The organism is Brevibacillus sp. BC25, from assembly GCF_000282075.1.
Taxonomy (GTDB): domain Bacteria; phylum Bacillota; class Bacilli; order Brevibacillales; family Brevibacillaceae; genus Brevibacillus.
This window is the reverse complement of sequence record NZ_AKIX01000140.1, coordinates 1-424: the sequence shown is the minus strand read 5'-3', so window position 1 is coordinate 424 and position 424 is coordinate 1. Positions and strand designations below refer to the sequence as shown.

Here is a 424-nt window from a genome sequence, read left to right as displayed (position 1 = left end):
AGCGCGTCTGCCATTCCGCCACGACCGCATATGAAGTTCTATCTCTTGTTTTAAAAACTGGTGAGCCATGAAGGACTCGAACCTTCGACCCTCTGATTAAAAGTCAGATGCTCTACCAACTGAGCTAATGGCTCTCGAAAAATGGCTGGGGTACTAGGATTTGAACCTAGGAATGACGGAGTCAAAGTCCGTTGCCTTACCGCTTGGCTATACCCCAACAACCCGCAAAATAAAAAATGGTGGGGAGAGACGGATTCGAACCGCCGAACCCGGAGGGAGCAGATTTACAGTCTGCCGTGTTTAGCCACTTCACTATCTCCCCAAGCTTGTCCTTCAAAAGCAAACGTTATTCAACTTTTAAAGAAAAAGTGGTGCCGGCAATAGGACTTGAACCCACAACCCCCTGATTACAAGTCAGGTGCTC

Annotated in this window: 3 tRNA genes; all 3 read right to left on the bottom strand. The window is 48.1% G+C overall.

Features of this window, described 5'->3' with window-relative positions:
- Positions 1-58 precede the first annotated feature (58 nt).
- Positions 59-134, bottom strand: a tRNA-Lys gene (locus PMI05_RS29540).
- Positions 135-142: 8 nt separating this feature from the next.
- Positions 143-217: transfer RNA gene (locus tag PMI05_RS29535), tRNA-Gln, on the bottom strand.
- 20 nt (positions 218-237) lie between these two features.
- Positions 238-322 (bottom strand) — tRNA-Tyr (locus PMI05_RS29530).
- Positions 323-424 lie beyond the last annotated feature (102 nt).